The organism is Citrobacter sp. CtB7.12 (assembly GCF_001297795.1).
GTDB classification, from domain to species: domain Bacteria; phylum Pseudomonadota; class Gammaproteobacteria; order Enterobacterales; family Enterobacteriaceae; genus Citrobacter_A; species Citrobacter_A amalonaticus.
This window is the reverse complement of sequence record NZ_LIFT01000025.1, coordinates 1-21,598: the sequence shown is the minus strand read 5'-3', so window position 1 is coordinate 21,598 and position 21,598 is coordinate 1. Positions and strand designations below refer to the sequence as shown.

Sequence of the window (21,598 nt, the reverse complement as noted above, 5' to 3'; positions counted from 1 at the left end):
CGGTAGGCGAGCGTTGCTGCCTCCTGGCATATCTGCGCAAAAATTGGCATGTTCTCTCGCTTCCTGAATATGAACATACTGGAGCGGCCATTATGGAAGCCGTAAGGCAGGGAAAACAAAACTGGAGATAAAGTTCGCGTGGGAAAGGGGCCAACTGGCCCCTTCAGTTAATTAACCCTTCAATGCCGTTTTCAGCATTTCGATCTCTGCCTTCAGGTGCTTCACATACCCCAGTAAGTCCATCACGATCGGGTTGTTGTCTACAGATGGCCGATCACGAGTTTCCGCCCCAATCTTGTTACCGTCGTCATCCATGATATCGGCGATTTCTTCAGAGTTGTGTTTGATGTATTGCGGCGCTACCAGTTCTGCTTCTTCCGCGATAATGCCGAATCGCTCGCGGTTCTGCTCGTCGTCGTTGTACACGAAGTTAACCATGCGAAGTGCATCAATACGGTTTACTGCTTCCGCAAGGTCGGCATCTTTTATGTCGCGCTTATATGCCAGACCCGATGTACCCTGAAGCGCTAATGTGCCGCTTGAGTACGGCATGTTAATAACCAATTGCCCCACGTTCGACTGCGCGCGGTTACGGGCAATAAATTGCAAGCCTGATGTACCATTAAGCGACATTATCCACGTTTTTCCAACGGCATCGGCGTTTGCCGTATTCTGGTCGCGAAGCCCTACGGCAATAAATCGGTCTCCGTTGGAAAATAACCCCCCAGAAAGGCCGATTTCGGCTTGCGTGATGAATTGACCGCTAGGGGTATTAGGCTTTATAAATCCAGCGTGGTTAAATGACCATGAAGCCGAAGCGTCTGTGCTCCATGCTTCTATTACGGCACTCACATCTCTGAAACCGGAAGAATACGTGTTATGCGATACACTCAGTGACCCACGCGCCACTTCTACACCGGCGATTTTATAAGAGCTAATCACATTACCGCCGCGCGTTAATACTCCGGGGCCTGGTGCTTCTGCGTCCTCGTTAATAACGCTCCACAACGTGTTAGCCGCCGTAAACCCGCCGGATGCGCGGATGATCCAGACACCGACAAAAGAGTTAGGCCATACCTGGTTAGCGCTACGCCCATATACAGGGTTACTGTCGGAAGCTTTAAATGATAGCAACTGCAACGCAGTGGCTAGCGTGCCGTTGAGGCTAATAGGTCCGTACTGTCCTGTTGTTCCGGTTGATGTGGAGAACGCGCCACCACTCCCAACCAGGTTATTATTTAATTCTCCCGCTGGCGCTCGAACTTGCCGGAAGTTTAATGTACCGGCAATGTCAGGTGCGGCGCTTTCGTATACATTGCCCGCTGGCAATAATCCACCCTGATCGCCCCGACCAAATAGCCCCGGAATTGACCCGCTTTGAACACCGTTAAAGTCTGGCACCCTGAAAGTAGTCGATCCATCGCCGTTTGAGTAGTTGCCTCGCTTCCCAGGGTTAGCCAACCAATCGGCATCGTCGATCGGCGTGTGCATTTGCGCGTGCACCCATAGTTCAGGCCAGTCGGCACGGTTAAGGATCTGCCCGTCCGACACCACCGCCCACGCCGGAGTAAAGGCGCGACTGGTCCACAAAATCGGCATACCCACGCCGAAGTTTTGTACCCCGTTCATGGTTGGTCCGGTTCCACCTCCGCCAGATACATAGTTCTCCACCCAACGTTGCGTCGTTGCGTCATATGGGTTTACCGGGTCTCCCGCTAACGGGGTTGACCCGATCGGGCGAACGTTAAGCCAGGCGGCGGCACGGTCCGCCAGGTCTGACAGGTTCAGCGATTTAACGAGTGCCTCAGCAGGATTGTGAGATGCCGCTTCTGCTGCGGATTTCTTCGCTTTCTCCGAATAGTGAAGCGCTGAATATTCGTTACCTGTTACCGGGTTATCCTCCGGATTAAGTGCATATTTACGAGCCAGTTCCTTATAGTCTTCGGCATTCGTTTCGCTCTGGGCAGCATCAGTGGCTGAGCCCTGCGCGCCAGTTGCAGCTGTTGACGCAGTCTGCGCATCAGTTGATACCTGTGATGCAGTTTCAACGACAGTGTTTTTATCGGCTTCAACCTGCTGCGCATCCTGTTTGATTTGTGCAGCAAGTTGATCGAGATACTCAACATCCAGTGTGTTCAGAATGTTTGCAATACTTAACCACGAGGGGCCAGAGAAGGAGGAGCCATCCGGTAACATGACGGTGATATGACCGTCCACACTGAATACAGCCTGCCAGTTTTGTTTGTCGTAGTTCAGCCCACGCAATGCCTCGGTGCTCTGCACCACCAACGCCGCCGTAACCTGGTTCTGTGTGGCACGTGGTACTGCATTCCACGCGGAGCCTTGCTGTGTTGGGCCGGGATATTTGCTGATGAGGGTGATTTCAGTATCACCTTCAACGGACTTAACCGGCAGCGTATAAGTTACACCCCCAACGGTAGCAACAACGAAATCACCGGCGGTCAGTTCCGTGGAAAATGAGGTGCCTGCCCCGGAGACCAAATCTGAGTTATTGGTCAGGGTTAATGTTCCTGCTGACATATTATTTCCTCAATACATTGGGGGAAGGACAAGGATTGGCATTGCGATGTTTTGGTTAAAATTATTGTTAAAGCCCTGGTTGTAATAATTACCAACAACCCGACTAAGCCCGGCGCGGATATTACTCCCGGACCGAATCATTCCCTTAAAGCGCACATTATCGTAGTCACCAATCTTGCGGCTATTTGACCCGACAAAACATAATTGCGTAAAGCTGGTTCCGACTGTCTGGTTACTGTCGGACACGGTAAGAAGGCGTTCGTAAATAAACGGACGCTTAAGTGTGGAAAATGTCACCTGCCCCGCTGAGTTGGTCATGGTGATACCGTCCCCACCAACCGGAGCGGTATTATTGAATATAACCAGGTCTAATGTAACGCTCCCTGTAACGTCATCGGCCCCGGTGTAATTAGTATCCCGCACAATAATATTGGTGCCGTCGAATCCTACTGATACACCGCCATTATCCCAGCGGGCGAAGGGTATCCCGCTTACAGGAAGGGCGCGGGACCCGTTCACAACCCACTGCCCAACCCACGCACATGTCATTAATTTAGCGTTGTTTGATATAGCGGTGAAATCGGTAGAGTCAGCCACCAGCAGGCCGGTGTTATAAGTTCCAGCAGGCAATATCTCAAGAACCGTGCCGCGCCAGTCCTGCGGGATGAGGTTGTAACCGAACTGGGGACCGCCGTTGATGATTACTCCGCTATTTCCATTTCTTACAACTGACGCCATTGATACTGGGATTTGAAGAAATACCTGGTTATCGATGATTTCCTGGACTTCTGCCGGCTTCGTTGGTACGACAATAACCTGTGACCCTGGTGTTAGCGGGGTGCTTATTGTCATTTGATTACCGGCCGTACCGCGCCCCGAAAAGTTCGTACAAAAGGACGGGGCACGAAGCCCCGCTGTAATCGCCATCACCGGGCGACCATCGTTATAATCAATCAGAATACCTTCTGGCATAATTCACCTACCATTTACCGACAACGACTCGTCCACCGCCAGACAGATTGACAGTAATTCCATTGCCGTTAATAACGACCGTATTATTCACACCATTAAAAGCAAACTCACCACTGGCTGCGTAAAACTTCCCGTGAAATTCACAGTTCCCATTTTTATCTATATTCCATCCTGTTCCTGTAGGACCTGAAATATAAGATGTGGACCGTATATAGTTCGCAATTTTGGCATTGGTGATCGTTCCGTCCTGGATAAACGCTGAACTGATAAACACCTGACCGTTTACAACGGCAAATGGTGAATACTGAGTCGTTCCACTGCCGCTCATCAGCACAAACTGGTTGGCGTTAAAACCGACACGGGTAATCACGGGCTGACCATCCTGCGCCAGCACTGCAATCGACATCCCGGCGTTGTACATCACGCCGTTGATTCGCACACCAGCCTTCAGCGTGTGAATTGCTGTCGCCCCGTCCGCATCAACTACCGCAGTGAGCTTGTCCTCCAGCGTGGCGGTCACATCCTCGATCTGCGCCTGAACCTGTGTGGACAGTTCAGCCATCGCTTTATCAACATCAGCGATGGTTGTTTTAACAATCAGGATATCTGCACGGACCTCTCCAAACTGCGCCCACTGATGCTCAACGGTTGAATGATTCGCCAGAGCATTTTGCAGTGCAGCTTCCAGACTGGTGTCAATGTCTCCGGTCAGGCGATCGCCATCTTCGGAAGTCAGGAAGCCATCCGCAATATCGCCGAGATAGTCATCGGCGTTATCGTTGGACATGCCGCGGATCCAGTCGGTATATCCCGATTCGTTTCCGGTCTTATCCACCAGTTGCGCGCGGTACCAGAACTCCTGCCCCGCTCTCAAGCCGAGTTGTGTGTATTCCGATGAAGGATAAGGCACATCAGAAAGCAACAACGGATCTGAAAAATCACTGTTCGCGGTGTACTGAATCTCCGTTTTCAGCGTATCAGCAGTGTTTGCCGGGAACCCCCAGTTCAGACGAATACCCCAGTTGATGCCCGTTGCCATAAAACCAACCGGCTTCGGCGGGTTACCGACCTTACCCGTCAGTGTTTTCTCTTCCGAGTAACCCCATCCGGAGGAGATCTCCGCGGCGTTAATGGCACGCACACGCACCAGGTAGCGCCCGGCATAAATCCCCGTAACATCGAAAGACGTGGTGGAACTGCGCGGTACGTTTACCCAGTTGCCATCATTGCGGCGCCACTGTGCCTCATAAGCGATGGCATTGGGTGCCTGGTCCCAGCTGGCACGCATCGTCTCGACGCTGATACCCTGCTGAACAACGGAAAACGAACTGATAATGATGTTTTCCGGCGCATGCTGATTACCCGGAGGAACGACACTGACAGGCCGCTGATCAATGATGGCGCCAGTATCAATGCGGGCATATTTATCCGGATCATGAGAAGCCCCGGAAATCGTGAATGTGCCATCGTTATTATCGGCCACACTCACAACGCGGTACTGCTGCGCATAGAGCTCATCTGATTCAGCAACCCATACACATTCGGCCTGCGGTGTTTCTCCGTAAGCTGTCGTGACTGTAATGGTCCTGCCGTTCACCGCCTGGACTGTTCTGGCCTGCGACACGCCGGACGGCAGGTTCACAATAAGACGATTACCGGGAGCTATATCAGCCACACGATCCAGAGTGAGAACCCTGCCGTTCACCGAACTGATACGACCGCCGGTGACTTTCCCCGACAGCATTTCGTCGGCGACCGCAATGACATAACCCGGCTGCGGGATGTTACCGTCCAGACCAACAGAGAAAGTAACTACCCGATCTTTGTTGTTGGTCAGGATCCCCCACCGCCCCTTACGGTTTGCCTCCGATTGCCGGGTGCAGCCGATTGCAGTGAGCTCGAGCTGATTGAAGCCGTACCGGGCAACCAGCGACTGTTCAAACACCGGCTCCATCGCATCCGCATAAGCATTATCCGGATCGGACCAGGAGACCAGCGCCGTTGTATAGCGGGTCTTGGTTGTGCTGCTTGAATAGACAAACTGCCCGTCAATTACGTTGGCGCGTGTATAGGTGTAATCGATATCGCGGGGCATGTCCGCCAGCGCCACTATCTGATTGCCACCCCAGTAAGTCATGCCACGGAATATGGCCGCGAAATCCCGCAGCACGGTGTATGCCTCATTCCGGTTCTGCACGTAGACGTTGCAGATATAACGGGGCTCGGTACCACTGCCACCCTTACCGTCCGGCACCGGCTGATCGCAATACTGCGCAACCTGGTACAACGTCCATTTATCGATGTTTGCCGCCGTCAGGCGATTACCAAGACCAAACCTATCCGTTACAACCAGATCGTAAAAAATCCAGGCCGGGTTGTCTGTCCACGCCCATTTAAACGCGCCGGTCCATGTACCACCATAGGTCCGGGTTTCGGGGTTGTAATTATCCGGAACACGAATTATGCGCCCGCGCGGCTCGCAGGAAATCTGCGGAATAGAGCCATTAAACTGACTGGAGTCAAATTCAATGTAGAGCAAAGCGGTGTTCGGATAGCGCAACTTGGCATCGATCACCTCGGTGTAGCTTTGCAACGTCATCGCATCGCCAATTTTTGCACTGTTGGCATCGGCGGTGATTTTGCGAAGTCGCACTGTCCATGTTGTTCCTGCCTGCGGCAGAGCAATGCGATGGCTGCGCTCATAACCAGATGTGGTTTTCCCGGTCACGCGCGTGTTGACCACTGTCTGCCATGCGCCGCCGTCGGTCTGCAGATCGATCGCATAATTAATCGAGTACCCGACCAGGTCGCCATCGTCTTCCTGCCTGAAAAGTGAAGGCCATTTCAGACGCAGGCGGATGGCTGAAAGCTGGGTATTTGTGAACGTATGCGTCCATGCCGTACTGCTGGAGATCGCCGTACCCACATTAATTTCATTTTCGGTACCCGGTATCCCCTGAATATATTTTTGTGCCTGAGTACCCGGACGAAACTCCCAGGCCACTCCACCGAAGTTTTTCGAACCGTCAGAGTTTTCAATGGGCGTTCCGTCAAGGTAGATGTCTTTCCCGGTCAACTGTCCCGCAAATTCGCCTTCACCCAGCGCAATCAGGAATTTTGCTTTTGCAACCGACTGCAGGTCATCGGGTTGTTCAGTTGGTGTGCGGGTCTTCGAACTGCCGCCCTTGCGGCCTTTAATCGCAGTTGCAGTTACCATATCGTTCCCATAAAAAAACCACCCGAAGGTGGCCTGGAGGAAAGTGATTTTTTATTGCTGATCTTCGACGTAGATGCCGGCGGAGATGATTGCGCCACCGATGCGACGCTTACCGTAAAGAAGAGGAACGGGGTAACCCTGTGCGGCGGTATTCGTCACGCCACCGAAAGCATAACTGGCCTGATTAGCTGCATCCTGCTTGCTGGCGAGACCAGCTGGTTGCGGAGAAAGCATTTGTATAACCCCACCGAGCATCATTGATGCTCCTGTACCATAAAACCATGGTGCGGCTGCAGCTGCTGGAGTAAAACTTAATACGACACCTACAACGACTAATACAGCTCCAAGTATTGTTTGTAAAACTCCTGATTTTTTGCTTCCTATTACCACAGGTACAATACGAATTATTTCTTTTGTTACAGGAAATGCTAAATCCTCTTTACTTAAATTCTTTTTGCCTCGAAAAACAGCATAAGTTATCCCTCTTTGCTTACTGGTATTCAGGTAATTTTCAAAGCCATTTATAGTACAACATAAAGCTCTAATAGCTTCTGCCGTAGTTGTAACAACACGATTATGTGATTTACCGAAAGTTTTACCTAAAATTCCGCCAAGCACAATAGTAATCATAGTCATGTATTCGAAACCCCCAATAAAAAGGCCGAAATTTTTCGGCCTAAAATACAATATATTACTTGGTTCGCCACATCCTATATTGGCCCCACACGCCTTGTTCAGTAATGTATTCCTGTTCAGCCCCATCAGCAATGATATCAAGCGTCTTACGCATACCCATACTGAGGGTTGCGCAATCATTACTTACTCGTAACTTATGAGGACCTTTATCTAAATAGGCGGTTACGAACTGATTTTGACGGAGAAGAGCTAAATCTCTATCATCGATTGCAATTAAAAATTTACACATTCCCCCACTGCCACCGCCAATAAATTGTTTATTCCTGGTAATGGTAATTTTCGTTTGCTCTTTATTGTTATTAGGTGTCACTAACTCTTGATTTAAAATTTGCTCGGCTGGACCATATGGACGAGCACACCCAATCAATCCCAAAACAGCAACAAATAGAAGAATAGCTCTCATACATACTTACCCTCAATAAAAACGTCAACGTTAAAACAGATTCAAATAAAAAACTTCATATACAACCCAGGGAAGAATTTTTCACACACTTCAATATGTTCAAGAGAAAACTCCTTATATTTCTCCTTAATCGTACCAAAACTATCTGGACATTGGCCTGAATATTTATAGTAATTATATATACACGGATCTGCCTTTACCTTATCAAAAGAGTGAGCTATACCATCAATCACTGTAAGAGAAGAGTTTAGATGTTGAGCAAGTGATAATTGATAGATTAACTCAGAACTAGTGTAAACAGGTCCTAAAGCGCAAGTTTTTGCCGCGTTATTAAAAATAATTGATTTATCACCGCACTTATCGGAAGCATTGTTAAAAGCAATAGTAAGGTCGCTACGAAGATCAATATGCTTGATATCCAGTGCTGTTGACTGATTAACAATCCCTATAACCCCTAAAATAAAAACAGCCACTACAATAATATTGGTAGTATCTAAATTCAATTCTTTGCTAAATATGCGTTCCACAGCTGCCGCCCCCCCAACACCCGCTAATATATAGCTCCCCCCTGTCCATAAATTAACTTTACAGCCTAATATTTCATTAGCACACAGCAAAATTCCAGCGACTATTAACAAAACAATTAATGCTATTTTTACATAATATAAGACATTAGCTATCATTTTAATTAAATTGCCTTTGTGATGATTAATCATCTTGCCATTATCCATCAAATAGACCGACATGACGAACTACTAAAATTGTCCTATCTTGCCAGTATCCACCATACGGGACACGCTGGCTCAAGTGTCCGTAAAGGTGATGCAGCAGCATGTTACCTTCCAGCAGGATCCCGGCATGGTTCCACTTATTCGCCTGTACCTGCATGATCACCATATCACCAGGCTGAGGAGCACCTTTAAACTCCCTGAATCCGCATTCAAACCAGCACTCCTGATAAAAATTATCCGGATACTGATCTTCCCACCACGGATAATCCACGCGGTAATCGTGAAGTTCTATCCCGTGGGTTTGCCGGAAGTAGCTCATCACCAGCCCCCAGCAATCGAAGTGACCAAGAACAAACGGTCGCTCGAGCAGCGGTAGCTCCCCGCGAGGCTGAATGGTCCGTAAATCACCTTCCGGCCAGCTAATGATATGCCAGGGAAGCAACGTTGCGTCACACTGAGCCTTATCCAGTTCACTCGGTTGCGTTGTTGCATCCGGATGGCTGTGAACGATGGCGATCACCGTTCCCCAGTCTTCCGCGGTCGCATAATCCTCCGGTGAAAGATGAAAATGCTCTGTCGGTTCTGCTGCCAGATTGCGGCACGGAAAGTAACGCTCAACACGGCTTTTCTGCGCCACCACACCACAGGATTCCCGAGGATACACGGCAGCGGCATGCGCCATAATGGCACTAATGGTTTTTTGCCGCATATTAACTCCTGATCAAAGAGGTACCGGGGAACCCGCCAAACGGCAATTCGTTACTTTCACCATGTCGCAGTTTGCATGCTGTCAGAGTGCCGTTGCATTCATCCAGGGAAGGATCACTGACGGGCTTGTTGTTTTTGTCGAAATAGCGCGTGCCGGCGTAATCACAACCATCGCCAGAGCGATACTTATTGCGAATGCACCAGGTACACAGAGAATGCAACTGGCGCGTCGGGATCATCAGCCCCTGCAGGTCCATCGGGCTGGTCAGCGTAAATTCAACAACCTCGTTGGTTTCGCTGCTTTTAGCGTCAATGTAGAAAACCTTCAGCTTCTCCTGCGTCGGATCGGCTGTCGGGTTACCGCCAGTATAATTTCTGGCATCAAGATACTTCGCCAGAGTATCGTGGACAGAGACCTTCGCCTGCAGAAGATCATCATAAGCAAGACACAGGGCAGTAATCGAACTGTCGAGATTGGCTATGCTGAGTTTGGGTTGTGGGCTGGTGCCGTCAGTGGTTGCCTCAATGCCTTCGATCTGACATGGCCATGCTTTATATTCATTCCCCTGCCACCAGATCGACTTTGCCGGAAGTTTACTTTCATCACCGCCGGCAGCGTTAATTTCCTCCGGCGTATACGCGACGTTATGCGCGTGAAAATGCATCACGTCAGACACACCAAACGCGGTTCCGTCGACTTCAAAAAGCCGCACCGGATTGCCTGGCTCAAGCTTCTGATAATCTGTGTGCAATGTCATGGTGCAAATGCCTGCTCGAATGTTGCTGTAATGGTCATAACCTTTTTGTTTTTGACCACCTTCCTGAGGCTGTCAGCCTCAACCCGCCACAGGTTTTTATCCTCGTAAGGGGGCGTAAAAATAAAGGACTTCGTTTTATGCCGGCGTAAAAACGCGTAGATTTCCAGCGCTGTTTCCGGGTTTCCTGTATATGAAAACTCATAGGTGAGCACTTCATCATTCAGTCCCGATCCGCTGATTTGTGTATACCCGTCACCAAACTGCACCTTCCGTACAGCATCCCTGCTGCCCGTTGTCGGCTGACTTGCCGCCTGGATACGCCAGGTAAAAGTTTCTATTGCCATAAAACCTACCTGCCTTTTGTCGCATTCCAGATTAGACCGCCAGGCTGGATCGCTTTGGCAATCCCTTCATGCACCGATTTATTAATCACCTGTTGATAGGCTCGTCCCAGCGCTTCCCCGTTGTTCTGCTGCTGTGTACCGGAGGAGGGATTTTCAACTGTCACCGGCGCATAGACACTGACGCCGAAGGGTGCCGCCGGACCAGTTGTACCACCACCGACCAGACCACCAGAGGCATAGCCCTTCATCATCCGGTAAAGGTTGCTGACGCCGATCCGGCTGGTAGCCTCTTTTGTGAAAACAAATTCACCACGGTGAACCACCCCGGCGGGCTCATACTTCCCACCTGAACCAGTAAAACCACCGCCCGCAAACCCCATGGCTGTTGATGCAGAACTGGCCAGACCAACCAGCGCCTGCTTCATGGAAATTTGTGCCAGCATGGACAGGGTAGAGCGGGTGAAGTCAGACCACTTCGCTTTTCCCGATACCAGCATATCGCCGAGATTTTTCGAGAATCCATCAAACGTGGCTGCTGCCGCTGTTTTAACTTGCCCGTATGCATCGGTCGCGGAGTCGACATAGTCAGCCCATGCTGATTTAGCACCAGACAGCCAGTCACCGCGCAGATTGTCCTGCGCTGCGTAGTAGTTTTTCAGTGCGCTCAGTTCATTCTGGTAGCCCTGATCGGTATCAGTACCCCCCGCATTGAGCCATCCCTGACGAAGCTGTGCTTCTTCATTCTGACGTTGCGCTGCCCGGCTACTCATCGCACCACCAGCAACCAGCGCCCGCGTTTTCTCGCCGATCTGCGTGACGTATTTCCGGGAAGTATCCTGCAGCCGGTTCAGGCGCTCCTGCGCCATGATCTGATCACCTAGACGCGCGTTAACCTCTGCGCGGGAAAGGACTTCATCCTTGCTGGCCAGTAAGGATTTTTCCTGAGTGGAAAGGGTTCGTGTTTTCGCGGCTTCTTCAAGGACAGTAAACCGTGACTGCTGGCGCCAGAGCTCCTGCCGCTGCTGGCTAATGGTGTCAGTAATACTGCGGTGCTCCTGAAGTGTTCTCAGTTGCGCCTGCAGTTCAATCGTCTGTGCTCTGGCGGTATCGACGGCCCTGACGCCGGAGGGCGTTTTCACCGCCGGAGCCTTGCCCGGCTTTTTCAGTGAATCCTCGTACTCCTTTTTCGCCGCCGACATATTAATGTTGTAATCTGCCTGAAGAATGCGCCCTTCTTTCAGCGCCTTATTCAGCTCATTCTGCCTTTGTGTGTACTTCTCAAGTGCAGACTGTGTTTTTGTATAGTTAGCCTGTGCCTGGGCGGCATATTTCTGCCTGTCAGACTCAGCAACCGCTTCACGGGAGGCATTCTCCTCATTCGCCCTTGCAACACCCGCTTGCTGCTGTGCCATTTCCAGCGCCATCCTGGCTGTTTCCCTGTCATTCCAGAACCGGTCACGCGCTTCACTGTTCACGTACCCGTCGTTTCTACGCAGGTTCCAGATTTCATCCGCACGCTTAAACGCGGCTTCTGCCTTACTGACCATCTCCTGCGCTGTATCCGGTCGCCCGACGTCCAGCGCCGCATCCCACATCGATTTAAAAGCGCGCTTCAGGGAATCCGCTGCTGACTCAATGGTCCCCATATTGTCGCGCAGGGATTTTGTCTGTTCGTTAAACCCGCTGGTTGCCGCATCATTAGCCGCCTGCAGGGCAGCAGCCTCATCACCGGCACGTTGCAACTGCGCAACATACGCAATCTGCTCAGCCGTCACGTTATGGAACTGCTGGGCCATCGCGATAAGACCGGAGGTAGGATCATTCGTCAGTTTGCCAAACGCTGCAGCAACCTTATCAACCGGAACGCCGGACACTTCAGTAAAGCGGGAAACTGACTGGCTCATCGCATCGAAATTCGCCCCGGCGCGCACGCCGGCATTAACCAGTTCCATCAGCGCCTCACTCGTCTGGCTGAACGTCAGCCCGGCACTCTGTCCGTTTCTTGCCAGAACCAGCATTCTGTCTGCCGTCAGGCCTGCCGAATTACCTGAAAGAACGAGCGTTTTATTGAAATCTGAAAGCGTGGATGAGCCCTGGTACCACGAATAAAATAACGCCCCCGTTGCCACTGACAATGCGCCAACACCCACCATCAGCGGAGATATGGCCCCCGTCAAAGCCCGGAACGTGGGAATAATCCCGCCGAATGAGTCTTTAACCTGCCCGCCCTGCTGCAGCATAATGAGCCACGGACTCTGCCCGCCCGCCAGCTGCGTCGCAATATCTGTAAATTGTGCGGGCAGCATACGCATCGCATTCGAGTACTGCCCCACGGAAAGACCGGCTTTTTTTGCCGCAATTTCCTGACGCGAGAACGCCTGCCGGATACGTAACTCCGTATCATTAGCCGCATCCCCTGTTTGTCTGAACTGTCGCTTAACGTGGGTTATCTGTTCATTAAATTTTGTCGAGTTAACGTCAAGGTTAACAACCAGATCCCCGACTGCCGTCTGGGCCATAGCGAACGCCTCCTGTCATTCCTGACGCCTTCGCCATCAACATATCGTCATCAGGCTCTTCCGGTGGCAAATCGTCGGGAGTCGGTGTCAGTATGCTGAAGATGGCAGGAGTCAAATCCGGGTCACGGAAAAACATCGATGAAAGGGTGTAGAGCAAACCTGAAAAGTGAGCATCAAGCTGCACGTCATGAAAATAATTGTCCCGGTAGAAAATACGCCAGTCGCTGTATTCCGTGGAGGACATGCCAGCCAGCATTGCGCGCCAGTCAGGACGACTGAACTCACGCGCCAGCTTCATGACGAACGTCAGCTCGCTGGCGAGGACTTTTCCGCGGTGACCGGCTCTGCCTGAATGTCGCTTTCAGGTTCAGTAACGTCTTCTGGCGGCGGTAACATACCGGACAGGATTTTTATCCTGTATTCAGCCAGTGCCAGCACCTCGAGAGGCCAGGTAGACAGCACCTCGTCCTGTATTTTTTTAACCTCTTCGGCAGCACCACCAGGCAGCGTGCCTTTCAGTGCATGGGCGTGCCATAGTGACATCGCCACCACAAATGCACTGCCACGCACAGTGGTTTCCATGGCTGTCTGGATATCCCCTTCTTCAACGGCTTCAATTTTTTTCAGGTATTCAAGATGCTCAATACGCTGCAGCGCCGACAGCTCATACAACGTAACGCTCGCACCGTTATGCTTTAGCGGTTCGCTTTTCAGAAACATGATTAACTCCGGGACGGGGCCGAAGCCCCGGTATTCAGGAAACGGTTACGCTGCAGATCGCCACGAAAAGGCCATCATTGGTCATGACCACAATATCTGCGGTACCTGCCGCCGCCCCCGTAATCGTGACGGTGTCATCACTGGCAGTTGCTGTCGCCACTGACGGATCGGATGAGGAAAGGCGGAAGGTTTTATCTGATGCCCCTGCAGGAGTAATCCCGACGACCACTGTGGTCGTGTCACCAATACCCACCGCTGCAGTCTCTTTATCCAGCGTGACGCCGGTTACCGGAACAACCGGCTCGCCGCTTTCTTCTGCCAGTCCAGGTTTGCCGGTGTTGGTGACTTTTGCTGTGCGGGTGATGACTTCTTTGGCAGGGATCGCCTTGCCGAGACTGCTGCACCAGCCGCGGAACACATCAACAGCACCGTTCGGGTATTTGATTTTGTAAGCGCGGACCGAGCCATCATTAAACCAGGTTACCAGGTCTTTCTGACCGGCTTCACCCGGCTTCCAGGCCAGCGTAAAGGACGTATCCCCAGCTGATTTTTCCCCCTGAGCCGTTGCACTCCAGTCTGCATCTTCATCGTCGAGATAGGTATCATCATACGATTCAGCCGTCATTTCTCCCGGTGTCAGATCCTTGATTTTCGCCAGGCGGCTCCAGTCGATATCCGAAAGCGGGTTGGCGAACGGATTCCCCGTGCCGTTATAAATCCACAGCGTGGTGCCTGCACCTTTTACAGGCTCAAGCGGGTTTGGTGTTGGCATAGCATCCTCACATTTCGTAAGTAATGGAATATTTAAGGTCGGCGGAACTCCACAGCGCCAGATCCTCATCGCGCTGGTAGTCATACCCCAGGACATTCATGAGCGTAACGATCCCCTCCAGCGCCGGAATATCCGCCATAGCCGGGTAAACACGGGACTCCATCCACTCATCCAGTTCGGAATCAGGGACCTGGGCAGGCAGAAAAACTTCGATATGCAGGGTGGCCTGCCATTCATTTGCATCCAGGACAGCATCTGTTGGTTCTGCGTCCGTCAGAAAAACAGCCACTGCCGGAAATTCATTTTCTTCAAATGCCACCGGCCGGCCGTCAAAATAAATCGCGCCATGACCGATAGTCCCTTCAAGGGCATCGATAATCGCCTGTCGGATATCACTGTGTTTCATCGTTTCAGAATCAGCCTGAGTTGGTTTTTAAGGGATGCCCGTAGCTCTTTGGGTATATCGGTTTCCATCAGTTTTGGCAGTTCATCCTTAAACGCCGTTGTCAGTGGCACCGCCAGCGGGATGCTGACGACCTCAATCGGGTAGCGGGGTTTTGCCGTTCGCCGCATAACATGCCAGCGACCGTTTTTCAGTTGCTGAATAAATGCGCCCGGAAAACGAAACGGACCAATGCGCAACACACTGTTTGCCCCTCGCCTGTCACGTTTGCGGCGGGAAAGTCTGACACTGGCGGTACCGAGTTTGATCGCCGGCAGGTTACCCCGGTTTACACGGATAAGCGCCCGTGGCTTCTTCACCGTGGCACGCCTTACCCTGGCGCGCTGTTTAACCAGTTTGCGTGGCACACGGGTGTCTTTCGATACGACGGAGACGCTTTTATTGACTGCGCGTGTCGCAACACGGTTAACCGCCTGCGCAGAAGCACGCGGCACAGCGGTAGTACTGATACTGTTCAGGTTTGTGATTGCCTGTTCCAGCCCTTTAATGGACATGCCTCCCCCTTAACGCCGTCGGTTTGATCCCGGCGGCGAACCTTTACCAAGGAAAACATGACAGCTTCCGCAATCATCCGGCCCGATACGATCAGCCCAGTAAGACGAACCGTTGATCACCAGGGTATCGGGGCGCCGCAACTCGCTGACAGAAGATGTCTCCACGAACAATGACGGGCTTGTACCTTCCACCCGGACACCACTGCCCGCATACGCGACACTCTCGGGATCATCAAAAACACCTCGTATCGTTTGCCCCGCCATTTCACCGGAAGTCACTGAGGCTTCAACCCCCATAGCGCAACGAATAACATCATCAGCACGGGACAGAGCAGCATCGAAAATGTTGTCGAAATCAGCCACGTCGCCCCCGGTTATTTTTCGCTGGCAAGCCCACCAGCAATCAATGCTTCGGCTTCATGCGGCAGAACACGGATCGACATCCCTGTCACAGCGATGGCGACAGGCGTATTTTCTGTTTCATGCAGCGCATCGATGTGCAGGGTGGCGCGCGTAATAACCGTCACCAGCCCGGTATCCGTTACCGCGGGTTTCTCCTGCACCTGATCATCATCAGGATTGTCCGTGGCGTTTTCCTGCGCGTTAATCCCGTTATCACCGGACTGTTCGTCATCGTTACCGTCGTCAAGCTCTTCCTCAAGCTCTGCAACCCGCATCGTCAGTTCTTCGACAGTGCCGGTAACGTTCACATCACGCCCAAGTTGTGCGCCAAGCGCTTTCAGGCGCTCAACCAGTTTTTCTTTTGCTGTCATGGATAGTGCTCCAGAGAAATGGCCCCGAAGGGCCATACGAGAGGAATTACGCGAGTTTTACCGACACAAATTCATCAGGATCGGCCAGCAGCATCAGTGGCGCAGACTGGACCATCGTAAACTCACGCGCCGGATCGCCGGTCTGGATCCAGTTTTTCGGATAACGCGTGGAGGAGTTGATACCGGCATTCAGTGCGTCAACGTCCTGAATTGCGCCATAGGTACGCAGACCGCGCGCCAGAGTGTTGCCCAGCACCATAGAAAGATCCGGCAGGTAGTTCTTTTTGGCGTCGCCTTCAATGTACTGCCCGGCGTAAACCACAATCGCGACATCGCCGTACATGCCCTTGAAAGACACCGCTTTGCCCAGGTCCTTGAGCGCGGTTTCCAGCTCGGAGTTTGAGCCACGACGGGTATCCAGTTTCTCTCTTACTGCCTTGAAAGAACGGAACAGTGCCCAGCCTTTCGGGTCAAAAACAATAATATTGACCACGCCGCTGGCATTAAGCGCATACGCTTCGATATCCTCCGTCGGGTCATACGTTTCTTTGTCTTTGCCGGACCATGCCGCCGCGCCAGCCTGGATGATGTTGTTGACAGCACTGCGCCCCATATCCACCTCAACCGGGTCAAACTTATCCCCTGTCATGGTGTATTTACCGTAGAGCACAGCCGAAACCGCCTGCATCTCTTCGACCTGGGCAATCGCCAGCTCTTCATCTTTCATGTTCTGGAGGATGATGCGGCGACGGCGGTATGCCGGATCGGCGAGGTTCTGCGGATCTTCGTCAGGCAGGCGACGAAGCGTCATTTGCGGGTTTACCTCGTGCTTCGGTTACATGAGTCAAATATGAAAGTATATGAATGATTTTATAGGAATTGTTATGTAGAATTAATACTCAAAATTATAAGTTGCAATACACCTAGCAATACAGAGTAATGTTGAAACTGATTAAAAAAGAGGCTCCTATGCGATCACCAAACAGAATACATGAGCGTTCAACATTTTTTAAATATATGTCATTGAATACAGGAAAGATTGTTATTGATACATGCAGCCTTAGATGGAGTTCTCCTATCATCTTCAACGATCCATTTGACGTTCCAAGAGAACTGATGCCAGATATTAATGAAATTAACATAGGGAAAGCCCTTGCATCAAAATTAATACAAGAACTGATTAATCCACGTGAGAACATTGAGGGCCTAAACCATCGAATTACACCACTCTTAGATGTATTCAAAAAACAATTTCCACAAGGTATACCAGCCGAATTAATTGAAGAATTACAAGGTATTTTGAAAAATCCTCCAGTTGGACTAGGTGCACCATTAGCAATACAAGAAATGAAAGAAATCTGGAAAGAATTGCTAAATGAAAGAAGGATTTTATGCTTTTCAGAGAGTGCAACGATCCCGCCTATGTGGAATCATTATGCTGACAACTATAAAGGCATTGTTATTGAATTTGATTGTATAGATTTTCTTGATAGCGCATGGTTAATTGCTAAACCTGTGAACTATACAGATCAAATTCCATTAACATATACCGCAGAAGGCATGGCTGAGTTATTATTCTTACCAGATAAACAATCCATTGAATACATTAACACAGAGGTAACCTATATTAAGACTAAAGATTGGTCTTATGAAAAAGAATGGAGAATATCGACTTACGCCCATCCTAATGACCCAAAATATTTTAGCGACTTTAAATTTCATCCCCTTGAATTGAAGTCTATAATACTTGGGCCTCTTTTTGAGGAAAAAGAGATAGATTATGTACTTATGCAATTAAGAAACTACCCAAGAGCAAAAGTTTATAAAAGTTCATTTGGCAAGAATAGAGAAATATCTATCGAACCACTACTTCAGACATAAAAACAATCATGATAAGTCTATTATCGATATATTTATTTCTCTGGACTTGTTACTTCTGAGCATATTTGCATTAGATTTTTCATGCTCTTACTTCTGCAGGACAGATTGAGGCTCGATTGGCAGAGCCTCAGTTAATTGTATGACTGAGCATTGTAAACTGATGTTCACTGCATGCCAGTCTGCTTTTCATATACTCTGTCCAGCTTTTAAAAAGCGCTTCATCTGTTCCGGGATAAGCGTACAGAAACCCCATAAGGACCTTATCGGAAAGCACATCCTCTTGATCCCATTCCACGATGAACTGACGAAAAAGGCCGAACGATTTAGCCGGATCCGTATTCCTCCACGTTTCCACCACCACTTCAAACGGAGGAACAATAAAGGTAACCATTATGGGGAAATCTTCATAACCAACAGGTTCCACACCGTCCTCTGGTAACCCCGCTCCTGTAGGAATCACCACTTCACGTGTGAAAAGCTCACCTTCCGGCCATAATTGCGCCTTGTCGTTCATTGCTGATCCTCCACATAGATGCCAGCGGAGATGATTGCGCCACCGATACGACGCTTACCGTAAGCCACTGGCACAGGATTACCCTGGGCGGTTGTATTAGTCACTCCACCAAATGCGTATGACGCCTGGTTATCCGGGTCTTGCTTGCTGGCTAACCCTGTGGGCTGAGGAGATAACATCTGCACAATCCCCCCCGCCATCATTGCCGCCCCAATCTTCCAGGATGCCGGCCCCCATACACCACCACCCCATGCTTGCCCGATAGTTGACCCCAGAACGCCAACAACCACCAGGACGGCGCCAAGAATGGTCTGCAGAGCACCAGCACGCTTGCTACCCATAATTACCGGAACAATTCGAATCGTCCGCCCACCATTTGGAAAATCGAGATCATCCTGCGTGACATTATTTTTATCCACGAACACAGCGAAAGTGAGTCCCCGCGCCTTGCTGGTGTTCATGAATTTCTCAAATCCCGGAATAGTGGCTGATAATGCTCTGAATGCTTCACGCGTCGGACCGATAAGGCGCTGATGTTCTCTGCCGAATAAAGAAGCTAAAGATCCACTCAGTTTGATAGTTGTCATGACTTCTGCACATGGATTCATAGTATTCAGCCCTTCTGATTTTCTTCAATGTACCGCTCAGCCATTTCAGGAATAAGGTCAGCAACAGTTGAAGCACGGCTTACCGCCCTGTTTACCTCAACTTTGATAGCATTGGAGTAGCGAGTCTCCATGTCCGGAAATTTACGGTTTATTGTCAGAGGAAGACTATCCATGATTGAACCGATTTCTGCGGCAAGTTTCGCAAGGACATAAGTGGCAAATGCAGTATCAATAACCTCGCCTGTTTCACGGGCATTCTTCAACTCCTGCGCATCTGCCTGGGCGTTCGTCAGGCGAATCCGGGCCTTTAACAGTTCAGCGTCATCAATGTCGCCGCCCTGATCCATAATTTTACTCAGCTCATTTTCAACCCTGTTACTCACCACGCTGGCAACATCATAAAATGCCTCACGCCCGATACGCTGTATCGGTTCGATGCCCCATTTGTCGAAAGCTGTCACACCGACCTTACAGCTTTTTGCCATGTTCTTCTTATTCAGTAGATGCTGAGCCATTTTCCACCTTTATACCGTTTTTTTAATGCTCAGGTGGGTGTATTGAAGTAATAAAAACCATCTAAATCATACTGATACAACGAACAACAACACCACCACCAGCATCTCAGAAAATCTCATAAATAGCGCTATTCTGCGAGGTCGCCGCCCCGTAGTAAGCCGGATCTCCCGAAAGGACCCGCGCCCAATTACCGGGTCAATCGAGCCTGTCCGATCAGCCTACCAGCTTGCTTTTCCCATCACGGACCTGGCGGCGAACTCGTTCAGTCTTGAGGCATAGCGAAGCTTCTGGTTTGACTGGTACAGGGATCTGGCATGTCTCAGAGCAACGGGGAATGTTGTTAATCCACTCAATCACTTCACTCAGATACCAGGCCTTGCGACCCTCAGTGACCTGTACACGCGCCGGAAATTCACCACGAGCCTCGAGGTTCAGTAACGTTCTGCGGCTTAGTGTGGTCAGTTCAATCACCTGATTCATATCAACCAGGCGCTCACTTACGTTCATCTTGTCTGCCAGTTCTTGTAGCTCGCGCACAACAGAATCCGGATAGAGGGCATCGGCAGTTGCCATCAGGCTGTTTTCTTTCATTGTAATCCCCTTACACCAGTGCCAGCGGTTGAACAGAAATACCAGAGCCAACAAAGGCGGCAACCTTAGCAGAGAGGGTCGTCACAGCCTCAGGCCAGTTGAGCACGTCAACATTCATCACGCCCGCTTTATAGACCTGCGCCTGTGTCTGACTGGCGGTATCAACGGCAAAGCACGACACATACACCGCCTGTCCTGCGTTCACGCCATCCCAGACAACAAGAGCGCCAGTGGTGTTATCCTGCATCAGCGGCGTAAGCGCCGGGATAACCCCCTTACCACCAACAAATATCCCCAGAGTAGACACCAGCGCCTCGGTACCAGCCACCAGCTCAGTGTAATGCGTAGTCATGAATGCTCCTTAAGCCACTCGAACGGTGACAAAGCGGTTAATACGAGCCGGAATAGGTTGCGGCGCGGAATGGGTCTGGACGTATTCAATAGCCGGATCGCCAGGCACGATGTAATTTTTAGGCGCGAGTTCTGCTTTGGTGATCCCCATACGGATAAGTTCAGGGTCCTGAATCCCACCATAAGCCACAATCCCCTGCAGGGCCGTATTTCCAAGCACCATCAAATCAGGATCGAGAAAATATTTTTCGGTGCCGTCTTCATCGGTATAGCGACCGCTATAAACCACGATTGCAACGTCTCCCATATATCCCTTAAAGCTCACTGAATCACCCAGGTCTTTAAGTGCCGTTTCCAGTTGAGCATTTGATCCGCGACGAGTATCGAGCACATCCTTAATCGCTTTGAATGAGCGATATTTCTTCCAGACGTTTCCACCCATGATGATGATATTTGTTACCCCTTCACTCAGTTCTGAATAGGCTTCAATATCGTCATTTGGGTCAAATGTTGCCTTGTCTTTACCTGACCAGGCTGCACCACCAGACTGAATGATCATGTTCTGGGTTTTGATATTCCAGTCCAGTTCGTAGCGCTCAATACCTTCCCCTTCAATGATATTTTTCCCGGTAGTGACAGCCTGAACCGCAAGCCATTCAATACGCGCCCGGATAGCAATCGACTGTTTAAGAATGGCCTGCTTAATCTTGATATTGCGGGTGTCGAGCGTGCTGTATTGTTCTGGTGTGACACCAGCCGGGCGAACGGCCAGTTTATTTGGGTCAATACTACTCTTGGGCTTCATGTAACCCGGACGGATGGATTTTGATTCATAGCCCTCATCACGCGCCACCTTACTACCAACCATAGGTGAACAAAACGCTGCGATCGGAATATTTGGGTCGTCGATAGTGTCCAGGATGATATCGCGTGTTTCGAACGTTACCGCGCGGGTAAAGAATAAATCTGTGAAAAGGGTTTTAAGCTGCTTCTGGATATCCTCAGCACTTACAACCCGGACAAGCG

At 50.5% G+C, this 21,598-nt stretch carries 23 protein-coding genes and 3 pseudogenes; 1 reads left to right on the top strand and 25 read right to left on the bottom strand.

Annotation, left to right across the window (positions count from 1 at the left end):
• Positions 1 to 171 precede the first annotated feature (171 nt).
• From AOY24_RS25460 to AOY24_RS21055, 19 genes and pseudogenes are all read right to left on the bottom strand, one after another.
• A complete protein-coding gene (locus AOY24_RS25460) occupies positions 172 to 552 on the bottom strand; it encodes a tail fiber domain-containing protein (RefSeq protein WP_229237777.1) in 381 nt (126 codons plus the stop codon).
• 1,581 nt (positions 553 to 2,133) lie between these two features.
• Positions 2,134 to 2,541 (bottom strand): annotated as a pseudogene (locus tag AOY24_RS25455) (phage tail protein); the annotation flags it as partial.
• A 9-nt stretch (positions 2,542 to 2,550) separates the two neighbouring features.
• Positions 2,551 to 3,513: a DUF6453 family protein gene (locus AOY24_RS21130; protein WP_054177304.1), complete on the bottom strand. Its 963-nt coding sequence runs from the start codon at positions 3,511 to 3,513 to the stop codon at positions 2,551 to 2,553.
• A gap of 7 nt (positions 3,514 to 3,520) precedes the next feature.
• On the bottom strand, positions 3,521 to 6,730 hold the full coding sequence (locus AOY24_RS21125; protein ID WP_054177303.1) for a host specificity protein J: 3,210 nt from the start codon (positions 6,728 to 6,730) through the stop codon (positions 3,521 to 3,523).
• 51 nt (positions 6,731 to 6,781) lie between these two features.
• Positions 6,782 to 7,366, bottom strand: coding sequence for a tail assembly protein (locus AOY24_RS21120; protein ID WP_054177302.1), 585 nt, complete (start codon positions 7,364 to 7,366; stop codon positions 6,782 to 6,784).
• A 55-nt stretch (positions 7,367 to 7,421) separates the two neighbouring features.
• The gene (locus AOY24_RS21115; RefSeq protein WP_046401860.1) at positions 7,422 to 7,829 is read right to left on the bottom strand and encodes a hypothetical protein; all 408 of its coding nucleotides are present in this window, start codon (positions 7,827 to 7,829) and stop codon (positions 7,422 to 7,424) included.
• Positions 7,830 to 7,870: 41 nt separating this feature from the next.
• Entirely contained in the window at positions 7,871 to 8,545 is a 675-nt protein-coding gene (locus AOY24_RS21110) for a hypothetical protein (protein ID WP_152967219.1), read from the bottom strand.
• Between the two features lie 7 nt (positions 8,546 to 8,552).
• Complete coding sequence (locus tag AOY24_RS21105) at positions 8,553 to 9,269, bottom strand: C40 family peptidase (protein WP_046401858.1); 717 nt, start codon at positions 9,267 to 9,269, stop codon at positions 8,553 to 8,555.
• 1 nt (position 9,270) lies between these two features.
• Positions 9,271 to 10,026 (bottom strand): phage minor tail protein L, encoded by a 756-nt coding sequence (locus AOY24_RS21100; RefSeq protein WP_054177300.1) that lies wholly within the window; start codon positions 10,024 to 10,026, stop codon positions 9,271 to 9,273.
• Positions 10,023 to 10,370: a phage tail protein gene (locus AOY24_RS21095; protein WP_054177299.1), complete on the bottom strand. Its 348-nt coding sequence runs from the start codon at positions 10,368 to 10,370 to the stop codon at positions 10,023 to 10,025. The genes AOY24_RS21100 and AOY24_RS21095 overlap by 4 nt, the downstream gene beginning before the upstream one ends.
• A 5-nt stretch (positions 10,371 to 10,375) precedes the next feature.
• Positions 10,376 to 12,889: a phage tail tape measure protein gene (locus AOY24_RS21090; protein WP_054177298.1), complete on the bottom strand. Its 2,514-nt coding sequence runs from the start codon at positions 12,887 to 12,889 to the stop codon at positions 10,376 to 10,378.
• Positions 12,873 to 13,187 (bottom strand): annotated as a pseudogene (locus AOY24_RS21085) (phage tail assembly protein T); the annotation flags it as partial. The pseudogene AOY24_RS21085 and the gene AOY24_RS21090, both read right to left, overlap by 17 nt.
• An 8-nt stretch (positions 13,188 to 13,195) precedes the next feature.
• Positions 13,196 to 13,609 (bottom strand): phage tail assembly chaperone G, encoded by a 414-nt coding sequence (gene gpG, locus AOY24_RS21080; protein ID WP_046401853.1) that lies wholly within the window; start codon positions 13,607 to 13,609, stop codon positions 13,196 to 13,198.
• 34 nt (positions 13,610 to 13,643) lie between these two features.
• Positions 13,644 to 14,381, bottom strand: a complete 738-nt coding sequence (locus AOY24_RS21075) for a phage tail protein (RefSeq protein WP_054177297.1) — start codon at positions 14,379 to 14,381, stop codon at positions 13,644 to 13,646.
• Between the two features lie 7 nt (positions 14,382 to 14,388).
• Complete coding sequence (locus AOY24_RS21070) at positions 14,389 to 14,787, bottom strand: phage minor tail U family protein (RefSeq protein WP_044266885.1); 399 nt, start codon at positions 14,785 to 14,787, stop codon at positions 14,389 to 14,391.
• Positions 14,784 to 15,338 carry a phage tail protein gene (locus AOY24_RS21065; RefSeq protein ID WP_054177296.1) on the bottom strand — a complete coding sequence of 185 codons (555 nt, stop codon included), beginning with the start codon at positions 15,336 to 15,338 and terminating at the stop codon, positions 14,784 to 14,786. Before AOY24_RS21065 ends, AOY24_RS21070 begins: the two co-directional genes overlap by 4 nt.
• 9 nt (positions 15,339 to 15,347) lie before the next feature.
• Positions 15,348 to 15,701, bottom strand: a complete 354-nt coding sequence (locus AOY24_RS24285) for a head-tail joining protein (RefSeq protein ID WP_072185429.1) — start codon at positions 15,699 to 15,701, stop codon at positions 15,348 to 15,350.
• Between the two features lie 11 nt (positions 15,702 to 15,712).
• Entirely contained in the window at positions 15,713 to 16,111 is a 399-nt protein-coding gene (gene gpFI / locus AOY24_RS21060) for a DNA-packaging protein FI (RefSeq protein ID WP_054177295.1), read from the bottom strand.
• Positions 16,112 to 16,157: 46 nt separating this feature from the next.
• Positions 16,158 to 16,946 (bottom strand): annotated as a pseudogene (locus AOY24_RS21055) (major capsid protein); the annotation flags it as partial.
• A gap of 104 nt (positions 16,947 to 17,050) precedes the next feature.
• Here AOY24_RS21055 and AOY24_RS21050 point away from each other — a divergent pair.
• A complete protein-coding gene (locus AOY24_RS21050; RefSeq protein ID WP_235507539.1) occupies positions 17,051 to 17,992 on the top strand; it encodes a DUF2971 domain-containing protein in 942 nt (313 codons plus the stop codon).
• Between the two features lie 127 nt (positions 17,993 to 18,119).
• Here AOY24_RS21050 and AOY24_RS21045 read toward each other — a convergent pair whose 3' ends face one another.
• The 6 genes from AOY24_RS21045 to AOY24_RS21020 form a co-directional block, all read right to left on the bottom strand.
• Positions 18,120 to 18,506, bottom strand: a complete 387-nt coding sequence (locus AOY24_RS21045) for a hypothetical protein (RefSeq protein ID WP_054177294.1) — start codon at positions 18,504 to 18,506, stop codon at positions 18,120 to 18,122.
• Positions 18,503 to 19,093: a tail assembly protein gene (locus AOY24_RS21040; RefSeq protein ID WP_082366208.1), complete on the bottom strand. Its 591-nt coding sequence runs from the start codon at positions 19,091 to 19,093 to the stop codon at positions 18,503 to 18,505. Before AOY24_RS21040 ends, AOY24_RS21045 begins: the two co-directional genes overlap by 4 nt.
• Before the next feature lie 26 nt (positions 19,094 to 19,119).
• Positions 19,120 to 19,629, bottom strand: a complete 510-nt coding sequence (locus AOY24_RS21035) for a terminase small subunit (protein ID WP_054177138.1) — start codon at positions 19,627 to 19,629, stop codon at positions 19,120 to 19,122.
• Between the two features lie 214 nt (positions 19,630 to 19,843).
• Positions 19,844 to 20,221, bottom strand: coding sequence for an AlpA family transcriptional regulator (locus AOY24_RS21030; protein WP_054177139.1), 378 nt, complete (start codon positions 20,219 to 20,221; stop codon positions 19,844 to 19,846).
• Between the two features lie 10 nt (positions 20,222 to 20,231).
• A complete protein-coding gene (locus AOY24_RS21025) occupies positions 20,232 to 20,573 on the bottom strand; it encodes a head decoration protein (RefSeq protein ID WP_054177140.1) in 342 nt (113 codons plus the stop codon).
• Between the two features lie 9 nt (positions 20,574 to 20,582).
• A partial coding sequence (locus AOY24_RS21020) for a major capsid protein (RefSeq protein WP_054177141.1) occupies positions 20,583 to 21,598 on the bottom strand: 1,016 nt, incomplete at its 5' end.